Here is a 9,906-nt window from a genome sequence, read left to right as displayed (position 1 = left end):
ACCGAAGCCGCCTGCGGCCGGCGCTCGCGCCGGCGCGGCTACATCCCCGCGACGATCACCCCCGACCGCGCCAGCGCCGGGCGGACGATCTGCAGCTTCCACGACGGCCGCCGCACCGGCAACGCCTGGGTGATGGCCGCCGACTGCGCCGACCGCGGCCGGCGCTGGTCGTCGCAGGTCCGCCTCGTCGTCGACGGCGACCGCCTGACCTGGACGAGCGGAAAGGGCACCGCCTCCTACGTCCGCTGCGGACGCCGGGCGGGCTGAACCGGGCCGCCGCACCGCATCAGGCGGCGCGTCGTCCAAGGAAGCGACCGTCGCCGGCTTCGACGATGTGGCCGTAGAGGCTGAGCGTGGCGAGGATCTGCGCCACCCGCGCCTCGATGCGCCTGCCGCCGCGCTTGAACCCGCGACTGAGGGCGGCCGCATCCATCGGGCGGTCGACTCTGCGAAGGATGGCTACGACCGCGAGGGGCTGTTCGCTGCGGTCCGTGGGGAACGCCGGCAAGTCCCTGCCGATCGCGATCTCGGCCTCGCCGAGATCCAGGTCTTCGGTCCTCGCCCCGATCTCTCCGGCGAAGCGCGGGACCTGGTAGTCGGGCCGAAGCCAACGCACATGGCCCGCCGCCTCCTCGCGGGCCCGCTCCGCATTCAGCGCAACGAGCCGGACCAGGATGTCCGCATCGGACAATCCGTGCGGCCATCCGTAGGCGTCGGCGGTCAGCCGGTCGATCGTGTCGTGCAGCTCCCGCAGGATGAGGACGCGCCCGCGCGTTCTCACGTCCTCGTCCCGACTGCTGAGCGGGGCTCCGGCACGGATCAGGTCGAGCAGCTTGTAGACCTCCGTCAGGCCCAGGTCGGGATTTTCTTCCTGGATGACCTTGCGCGTCGAATCCAGCTCCTCTCCCATCGTGCGAAGCTGCATCCTCAGCTTGGCAGACAGTTCGGGAAACGGGAAAGGGTCGAAGCAACGCGTCTTCGAGTAGACCGAGTCGTTCCCGACGCCGAGCCAGCCGCCGGAGCGCTCGGCCCATGTGACGTGGATGTGGGACGACAGGATGGACAGGGTGGCCGCATCCTCGATCGCCATCACGACGATCTTGTCATCGCATAGGATATCACTGTCGATGAACTGAAAGAGGCGTTTTCTCGCCGTGTCGATCGTGCCGATGTACCGGCCGAGGTTCGCCAACGCGAAACGCATCTCGGGGCGCGGTTTACCGAAGAGCCACCACAAGTCCCGGTACGCCAGAACATCCTTGCTGGGCTCGCGGCCCTTGAGGCGGACCTGGTCGATGGCGTCCTGACGCTCGTCGCGCACCTCAAGCAGACGTTGATAGGCCTCGGGATAGCGCGCTCGGATGTCGTCGGGAGCGAGGCCGTACATGTCGATGACGAGCCTGGAGGGTCTGACGGATCGCAGGTCGAGTCCGTTCCGGTACGGCCGTATGAATTCCTCGATGCCCGCGCGTGTCCCGACCCCGAGCAGGCCAGCCTCCGCCTCGTTCAGGACGAACCTCTTTCCGTGCAACTTCACACCGTCGTGAGAGCAGCCTCGGTTCGCGAGAAGCGCCTTCGACTTCGTGATGTCGGCGCCGATCGTCAGGTCCGCGTTGATGATGCCGTCTTCCTCCACGTATTCGACTGCGATCTGCTCGTCGGAGGTGAGCTTTTCCTGCTTGATCCTTAGAAGGCGTCCCGCCGTCGTTTTTCGATCGCCGACCGTCATCGCGATCCGGACCTGCGCGACGCCGCCCTTTCCGCGATACCAGGGGTGATCGTCGATCGCCCACGCGATGCGGATCGGGCGTTTGAGACCCAGGTGATGGGCGACGACCTTGCGACTGAATCCCTGTGCGATCTTGTTCGTCGTCACGAAGCCGAACCGTTTCAGGATCGGCCCCGCAAGCTGGACGGCCGACCGATCCCACCAGCACATCACGAAGTCCGCGCCGCCGGGGACGTTCGGATAGGCGGCCCAGACGGCTGAGGCATAGCCGTGTCCGTATTCGCCGCGCAGGTCGCTTCCTGCGATGAACGGTGGATTCCCGACGATGAACTCGGCGTCCGGCCAGTCCGGCCGCCGGGCCTTCGGATAGGTCTCGACGGGTCTGCCATCTATCTCGACGATCGTCGGAAGCGGATAGCCGTCCCAGGTCAAGACGGCATCGTAGCCTTCGCCGCGTCCGAAGTTGATGTTCTTGAAGGCGCGCAGGATCGGCTCGGACGGGTGTCCGGTGCGGGTCCGGTAATGCTGCTGAAGGTACCCGATCCACACCACGAGCTCGGCGATCGCGGCGGCGCGCGGGTTCAGTTCCAAACCGAGGAACTGGTGCGGATCGACGGTTTCGCGATCCAGCCCCATGTTCTCGGCCTCGCCCAGGCGCGCCAGCGTCTCCAGCACCTCGCCTTCGAGGGTCTTCATCAGCTCGAGCGCGACGTACAGGAAGTTGCCGGTGCCGCAGGCCGGATCGAGGACGCGGGTGGCGCAGAGCGTGCGGTGGAACGCACGCACGTGGCCGACCGCCGCCTTCTCGTCCCCGCCCTGGTGGGCGGTCTCCGCTCTCATGAGCGCCGCCTGCCAGTCGGCCCGGAGCGGCTGCATCACGGTCGCCTCGACGAGACGCTGCACGTAGACGCGCGGCGTGTAATGCGCGCCGAGCCGTCGCCGCTCCGCCTTGTCCAGGGCCTGCTCCAGCAGCGTGCCGAAGATCGCGGGATCGACCTCCGTCCAGTCCTTCCGGGCGGCCGCCAGCAGCTCCCCGATCTCCTCGCGCGCCAGCGGGAACGCCGTCGCATTGGAGAACAGGTTGCCGTTGAAGAGGCGCAGGTGCTGCTGGAACCCCGAGAAGAAGCGATCCTGCTCCCGCGGCGCGTCCATCTTGGCCCAGAGGTCCGAGAGGAGCGGAGCGAAGACGCCCGGGCTTTCGGCGCATTCTGCCAGCAGTTTGGTGAACTTGCCCTTCGGCAGCAGGTCCACGCCCTCGGCGAACATCGTGAAAATGCAGCGCATCAGGAAGTGGGCGACCTCCTCGGGCGCATGGTCCGCCTCGAGCGCCTTGCTCACGGCGGCGAGCCGCGCGGCGATCTCGCGGGTGGCCCTGGCCGCATGCCGCGCCGGATCGAGGCTGCCTGGGTCGGTCCAGATCGCCGCGAGCCGGGTGCGCACCGCCGGGTCGCGCAGGTCTTCGAGAAAGATGCGGAAGCCCTGGCGGTCGGGAAACGGCACGTAGGCCCGCCCGGTCCCGGAGAAATCGGCGAACACCTCCAGCGCGTGGCCGACATCGCAGGTGATGAGGAAGGGCGGTGCCACATGCTCGGGATCCAACAGGAAGACGTAGCCTTCCGCTTGGCGCCGGGCGTTCTGCATCATCACGTCCCAGCCCTTCGCGGCGGCCCGGCGCCCGAGCTGTTCTGGTTCGGCGGCAAGCCGGGAGAGCTGGGCGGCGGAGACCTGCCGCGGCGCGTTCTTCGCGCCGGGAAAGCGCGATTGCTTGGCTTCGAGGATGAAGTGCCCGCGCCGGTAGAGGTCGATGCGCCGGGGAGCCGTACCGCCGTCGCCCGCGCGCAGGCGCACGGCGCGCTCGAAGGCGTAGTCGTTGCGGGCGGTGTCGCCGCCGGCCGGCTCCGGTCGGGGTACGCCGAGCACGTCGCAGAGCTCGCTGAGGAACATCTGGTAGTTCGCGCGCTCCGCACCGCCCTCGCGTGCGGTCCAGCGTTCGATGAAGCCCTCGACGTCCAAACCCGTCTCCCCCCGCCGAACGGAAGGAAATCTCATCCAGGTCGAGAAATCAACCTCAAGTCATATACTGGATTGGCTTCGGAAGATCGCTCTCCCTCGAAAGTACCCGCGGTAACTGAAAATAATCAATGTTTTAGATCGACTTGCTAAAATTTCAGCATATGCGCATATCGCTCGAGGGCCGATCACCAGCGCCATTCTGGAGAAAAAATAAATCTAGAGTCTCCCAAGCATGGCGGACGCAAACGAAAAGAGGGCCGCCTTGCGGCGACCCTCTTTCCGACCTTGCGATGGTGGCTGGGACTTAGAAGTCCATCCCGCCGCCCATGCCGCCCATGCCGCCGCCGCCGCCCATGGAGGCGCCGCTGTCCTTCTTCGGAGAGTCGGCGATCATGGCCTCGGTGGTGACGAGCAGGCCGGCGACCGAGGCCGCGTCCTGCAGGGCGGTGCGCACGACCTTGGCCGGGTCGATGATGCCGGCCTGGATCATGTCGACGTACTCTTCCGTCTGGGCGTTGAAGCCGTAGGTCTCGGAAGAGGTGTTGTCGGTGATCTTGCCGACGACGATGGAGCCCTCGACGCCCGAGTTCTGGGCGATCTGACGGATCGGGGCCTCGAGCGCCTTCAGCACGATCTTGATGCCGGCCTGGACGTCGGGGTTGTCGCTCGAGAGGGCGGCGACCGCCTTCTTGGCGCGGAGCAGGGCGGTGCCGCCGCCGGGGACGATGCCCTCTTCGACAGCCGCGCGGGTGGCGTTGAGCGCGTCGTCGACGCGGTCCTTCTTCTCCTTGACCTCGACCTCGGTCGCGCCGCCGACGCGGATGACCGCGACGCCGCCGGCGAGCTTGGCCAGGCGCTCCTGGAGCTTCTCACGGTCGTAGTCCGAGGTGGTCTCCTCGATCTGCGCCTTGATCTGCCCGACGCGGGCCTCGATGTCGGCCTTCTCGCCCGAACCGTCGATGATCGTGGTGGTCTCCTTCTCGATGCGGATCCGCTTGGCGCGGCCGAGCATCGGCAGGGTGACGTTCTCGAGCTTGATGCCGAGGTCCTCGGCGATCATCTGACCCTGGGTCAGGATCGCGATGTCCTCGAGCATCGCCTTGCGGCGGTCGCCGAAGCCCGGAGCCTTCACGGCCGCGACCTTGAGGCCGCCGCGCAGCTTGTTCACCACGAGGGTGGCCAGCGCCTCGCCCTCGATGTCCTCGGCGATGATGACCAGCGGCTTGCCGGTCTGCACCACGGCCTCGAGCACCGGCAGCATCGCCTGGAGCGACGACAGCTTCTTCTCGTGGATGAGGATGTAGGGGTCCTCGAGCTCGGCGACCATCTTCTCCGCGTTCGTGATGAAGTACGGGGAGAGGTAGCCGCGGTCGAACTGCATGCCCTCGACGACGTCGAGCTCGGTCTCGGCGGTCTTCGCCTCCTCGACCGTGATCACGCCCTCGTTGCCGACCTTCTGCATGGCGTGGGCGATCATCTCGCCGATTTCCTTGTCGCCGTTCGACGAGATCGTGCCGACCTGGGCGACCTCCTCGGACGAGGCGACCTTCTTGGAGCGCGCGATGATGTCCTTCACCGCGGCGGCCGTGGCGAGGTCGATGCCGCGCTTCAGGTCCATCGGGTTCATGCCGGCGGCGACGTACTTGGCGCCTTCGCGGACGATCGCCTGGGCGAGCACGGTCGCGGTGGTGGTGCCGTCACCGGCGATGTCGTTGGTCTTCGAGGCCACTTCGCGCACCATCTGGGCGCCCATGTTCTCGAACTTGTCGGCGAGCTCGATCTCCTTGGCGACGGTGACGCCGTCCTTGGTGATGCGCGGCGCGCCGAAGCTCTTCTCGATCACGACGTTGCGGCCCTTGGGGCCGAGCGTCACCTTGACGGCATCTGCGAGGATGTCGACGCCACGGAGCATCTTGTCGCGCGCGTCGGAGGAGAAACGAACGTCTTTCGCTGCCATGTGCAGGATTCCTTTTCGTTAGTGGGGAAGCCCCAAGACCGGTTCGGGCCTCGAAGGGCGGTTTAAGTCAGGTGTCCGAAGACCTTAGGCGACGACGCCCATGATGTCGGATTCCTTCATGATCAGGAGGTCCTGACCGTCGATCTTGACCTCGGTGCCCGACCACTTGCCGAACAGGACGCGGTCGCCGGCCTTGACGTCGAGCGCGTTGATGCGGCCGGCCTCGTCGCGGGCGCCCGGGCCGACGGCGACGATCTCGCCTTCCTGCGGCTTCTCCTTGGCGGTGTCGGGGATGATGATGCCGCCCTTGGTCTTCTCTTCGCCTTCGATGCGGCGGACGACGACCCGGTCGTGCAGCGGACGGAACTTCATGAGCTGCCCTCTTGTTTGAATTCGCGAAACGGCGTTGATGCCGCGGTGGTCCGCGTCCAACCCTGCCGTTAGCACTCTAGAAAGATGAGTGCCAAGGCTGCGGGCGAGATAGCCGCGGCCCCTTGGCGAGTCAAGTCTGTCGCACCCTGCGACGGCCGTCGCACGCCGGGTTTCTCCCCTGATCGCACGCGCCGACGGAAGATCCTGCCATGCTGAGCCTGCACGGACCGGAGGGCGCGCTCGCGCCGAGCGAGGCGGGCGGCGCCGCCGTCCCGACGCAGGCCGTGTGGATCGACCTCAACGACCCGACGCCCGAGGAGGCCCGCGCGGTCGAGGAGGCCACCGGCATCCGGGTGCCCTCGCGCAAGGCGCTGTCGGAGGTCGAGAGTTCGAGCCGCCTGCGCCGGCTGAAGAACGGCCTGTCGCTCTCGACGCCGATGATCACCTTCGAGAGCACCGATTCGGTCCTGAACCCACTCGGCTTCGTGCTGACGAAGGACCACCTCGTGACGGTGCGATTCCATGAGCTGCGCGCCTTCGCCGAGGTGCGCAAGCGGGTCCACGAGGGCGAGGAGGCCAAGACCGGGATCGCGGTCTTCCTGCTGCTGATGGAGGAGCTCGTCGACAGCCTGGCCGACTCCCTGGAGGACATGGGCGCCGAGCTCGACAGGCTCTCCACCCGCATCTTCGACTTCGACGTGCGCGCCCGGCCCGCGAAATCCGACGAGGCGGCGCCCCCGCGCCGGCGGGACTTGGCGCTGCGGCGCATCCTGCGGGGCATTGCCCGCCGCGGGAAGGTGCTCGGCAAGATCCGGGCGAGCCTGCTCGGGCTCGAGCGCATCGTGCCCTTCGTCGCCGGCGCCTGCGAGCAGGTGCTGGCTCAGGAGGAGACCGACGCCCGCTTCGAGACGATCCGCCGGGACATCGAATCCCTCGACGAGTTCGAGACGCGGCTCTCGGAGAACGTCCAGTTCCTCCTCGACGCGGCCCTGGGCCTGATCAACATCGAACAGAACAACGTCTTCCGCGTGCTCACCGTCGTCTCGGTGGTCGGCGTTCCGCCGACGATGATCGCCTCGATGTACGGGATGAACTTCAAGCACATGCCCGAGCTCGACTGGGCCTACGGCTACCCCTACGCCCTAAGCCTGATCCTCGCCAGCGCGATCATCCCGATCGTGGTGTTCCGGATCAAGGGCTGGTTCTGAGACGCATCAGACGGAGAGCCGCCGCTCGACCGCGGCGAGGATCGTCTCGCGCACGCCGTCGAGGTTTTCGGCGATCTCGGCGTTGGTGATGCGCAGGATCGCGAAACCGCAGGATTCAAGGGTACGGGTGCGCGCCGCATCCCGCTCGCATTCCTGCATCGTGGAATAGGTCGCGCCATCCACTTCCACGATGAGGTTCGCCTGGATGCAGACGAAATCCGCAACATAGCGATCGATGGGGCACTGGCGCCGGAACTTTCAATCATTCAGTTGGCGCCTTCGGAGCACGGGCCAGAGCTTGGCTTCGGCTCGCGTCTGCGTGCGACGCAAACCCCGCGCGTAAGCGATCTGCTCCATAAAGGCCTCACGGCGCGACGGTGGCGGAAATCCCGCGTTTTCCGAGACATGGCTCCTTCTCCCAGGGGGAGAAGGTTGGGATGAGGGGCGTAACGCCACCGAACTGCGCGCGATGTCGACAGCGTCGGCCGATCGACGAGCCCATGTCGCTGCCGGACCGAATCCGGCAGACACGTTGCGACCGGCGCGGTCCTTCCTGACGCCTCACGCCCCTCATCCTGTCCTTCTCCCCCTGGGAGAAGGGACCCGCGCACTATCCCACGATCGCCGAGAAATCCGCGACTTCGCGGGTGGCGGCGCGGAGCGCGTTGAGGAGGGTGAGGCGGTTCTCGCGCAGGCGCGGGTCGTCGGCGTTGACGGTGACGTGCTCGAAGAAGGCGTCCACCGGGGCGCGGAGCTGCGAGAGCGCCCGCATCGCGCCGGCAAAGTCCTCCTTCGCGACCGCGGCCGAGGCCTCGGTCCGGGCGGTCGCCAGCGCCTCGGCGAGCGCCCGCTCCTCGGGCTGGCCAGAGGCGGCGAGCGCGGCGTCGGGCTCGGCGTCGTAGGCGCGGCCGTCCTTCTTCTCCTCGATCCGGAGGATGTTCGAGGCGCGCTTCACCCCCGCGAGCAGGTTCTTGCCGTCCTCGGTGTCGAGGAAGGCGCCGAGCGCCTCGACGCGGCGGACGACCATCAGCAGGTCGTCCTGGCCTGGAAGCGCGAAGACCGCGTCGATCAAGTCGTGGCGGGCGCCTTTTTCGCGGAGGTAGACTTTGAGGCGATCGGCGAAAAAGGTGAGAAGACTTCCTTTGCCATCGACCAAATCCGCAAAACTCGACCCGGGGATACCCGCATTTTTTACAATATCCAAAGTCGTGCGCTGGCTTGGGATACCCTCGTTATGGCTTCGCTTGAAGTAGCTTGATCCGTCTGGAGTCAATGACCTTGCAAGATGAGCGAACGCAAAAGCCTGCGTCAGACTCAGTCTTAGCGAACAATCGACCGCGAGTCGCACGACCCCCAAAGCCGCGCGCCGCAATGCATACGGGTCCTTGCTTCCAGTCGGCTTCTCGTCGATCGCCCAGAACCCGACCAGCGTGTCGAGCTTGTCGGCCAGCGCCACCGCCACCGAGACGGGGTCGGTCGGCACCCGGTCGGACGGCCCGACCGGCTTGTAATGCTCCTCGATCGCAGCGCAGACGCTCGGGTGCTCGCCCTGGAGAGCGGCATAGCGAGCCCCCATCAAACCCTGCAGCTCGGGGAACTCGCCAACCATCTCGGTGACGAGGTCGGCCTTGGCGAGGCGCGCGGCGCGCTCCGCCAGCTCGGGATCGGCGCCGACCAGCGGCGCCAGTTCCTTCGCGAGCGCCGCGATGCGCTGCACCCGCTCGCCCTGCGTCCCGAGCTTCTCGTGGAACACGATGGTGTCGAGCCTCTGTAGTCGGTCTTCGAGGCGGATCGCCTTGTCCGTCTCCCAGAAGAACTTCGCGTCCGAGAGCCGGGCGCGGACGACGCGCTCGTTGCCGGCGGTGATCGCGGCCCCGCCGTCCGAGGCGACGAGGTTCGAGACCAGAATGAAGGCCGGCGCCAGCGCGCCGCCGGCTTCACGCACCACGAAGCATTTCTGGTTGGCGCGGATGGTCGCGCGCACCGCCTCGCCCGGGATGTCGAGGAAGCTTTGGTCGAAGGTGCCCATCAGCACCACCGGCCATTCCACGAGGCCGGCGACCTCCTCCAGCAGGCCCTCGTCCTCCACAAGTTCGAGGCCGCGGGCGAAGGCGAGGTCGCGGGCGTCGTGCAGGATGATGTCCTTGCGGCGGTCCGCGTCGAGCACGACCTTGGCGCGCTCCAGGTTCTGGACGTAGTCGTCGAAGCGCCGCACCTCGATCGCTTCCGGCGCCAGGAAGCGGTGGCCGTAGGTCGTCGCCCCGGCCACGATCCCGCCGACCTCGAACGGCACCACGTCCGGCGTCTCGGTCTCCGGGCCGAAGGTCGCGACGATCGATTGCAGCGGACGCACCCAGCGCAAGGCCCCCGCCTGCGCCGAGGCCGCGCCCCAGCGCATGGATTTCGGCCAGGGGAAGCTCTTGATGATCGCGGGCAGGATCTCGGCCAGCACGTCCAGCGTCGCGCGGCCGGGCCTCTCGATCACCGCGAGGTAGAACTCACCCTTCTTCGGGTCGACGACGGTCTGCGCCTGGTCGAGGCTCGTCAGGCCGGCGCCGCGCAGGAAGCCTTGCACCGCCGCATCCGGCGCGCCGACCTTCGGCCCGCGCCGCTCCTCGCGCACGGCC

5 protein-coding genes and 2 pseudogenes are annotated in these 9,906 nt (G+C 67.2%); 2 read left to right on the top strand and 5 right to left on the bottom strand.

Annotated features, from left to right (window positions below):
* Positions 1-267 (top strand): annotated as a pseudogene (locus FV222_RS09950) (peptidase inhibitor family I36 protein); the annotation flags it as partial.
* A 19-nt stretch (positions 268-286) separates the two neighbouring features.
* Here FV222_RS09950 and FV222_RS09945 read toward each other — a convergent pair.
* From FV222_RS09945 to groES, 3 genes are all read right to left on the bottom strand, one after another.
* Positions 287-3,778: a DNA methyltransferase gene (locus FV222_RS09945; protein ID WP_147814084.1), complete on the bottom strand. Its 3,492-nt coding sequence runs from the start codon at positions 3,776-3,778 to the stop codon at positions 287-289.
* A 268-nt stretch (positions 3,779-4,046) separates the two neighbouring features.
* Positions 4,047-5,699, bottom strand: a complete 1,653-nt coding sequence (gene groL, locus FV222_RS09940; RefSeq protein WP_147751053.1) for a chaperonin GroEL — start codon at positions 5,697-5,699, stop codon at positions 4,047-4,049.
* Positions 5,700-5,783: 84 nt separating this feature from the next.
* On the bottom strand, positions 5,784-6,071 hold the full coding sequence (gene groES / locus FV222_RS09935) for a co-chaperone GroES (RefSeq protein WP_055886789.1): 288 nt from the start codon (positions 6,069-6,071) through the stop codon (positions 5,784-5,786).
* A gap of 209 nt (positions 6,072-6,280) precedes the next feature.
* Between groES and FV222_RS09930 the strand changes: the two genes are divergently transcribed.
* Positions 6,281-7,279, top strand: coding sequence for a magnesium transporter CorA family protein (locus tag FV222_RS09930; RefSeq protein WP_147761467.1), 999 nt, complete (start codon positions 6,281-6,283; stop codon positions 7,277-7,279).
* Positions 7,280-7,285: 6 nt separating this feature from the next.
* Here the strand turns inward: FV222_RS09930 and FV222_RS09925 are convergent.
* Positions 7,286-7,636, bottom strand: a pseudogene (locus tag FV222_RS09925) (DUF559 domain-containing protein).
* A 253-nt stretch (positions 7,637-7,889) separates the two neighbouring features.
* The coding region (gene glyS / locus FV222_RS09920; protein WP_147814082.1) for a glycine--tRNA ligase subunit beta at positions 7,890-9,906 on the bottom strand (2,017 nt) is incomplete at its 5' end.

The sequence above is a fragment of the Methylobacterium sp. WL103 genome (assembly GCF_008039885.1).
GTDB classification, from domain to species: Bacteria; Pseudomonadota; Alphaproteobacteria; order Rhizobiales; family Beijerinckiaceae; genus Methylobacterium; species Methylobacterium cerastii.
Note: the sequence above shows the minus strand (reverse complement) of the source record. Positions and strands in the feature narration are given on the sequence as shown.

Excerpts from the sequence above, each read along its gene's own strand:
- FV222_RS09945 (WP_147814084.1), bottom strand. The coding sequence starts at position 3,778 with ATGAGATTTCCTTCCGTTCGGCGGGGGGAGACGGGTTTGGACGTCGAG.
- groL (WP_147751053.1), bottom strand. The coding sequence starts at position 5,699 with ATGGCAGCGAAAGACGTTCGTTTCTCCTCCGACGCGCGCGACAAGATG.
- groES (WP_055886789.1), bottom strand. The coding sequence starts at position 6,071 with ATGAAGTTCCGTCCGCTGCACGACCGGGTCGTCGTCCGCCGCATCGAA.
- FV222_RS09930 (WP_147761467.1), top strand. The coding sequence starts at position 6,281 with ATGCTGAGCCTGCACGGACCGGAGGGCGCGCTCGCGCCGAGCGAGGCG.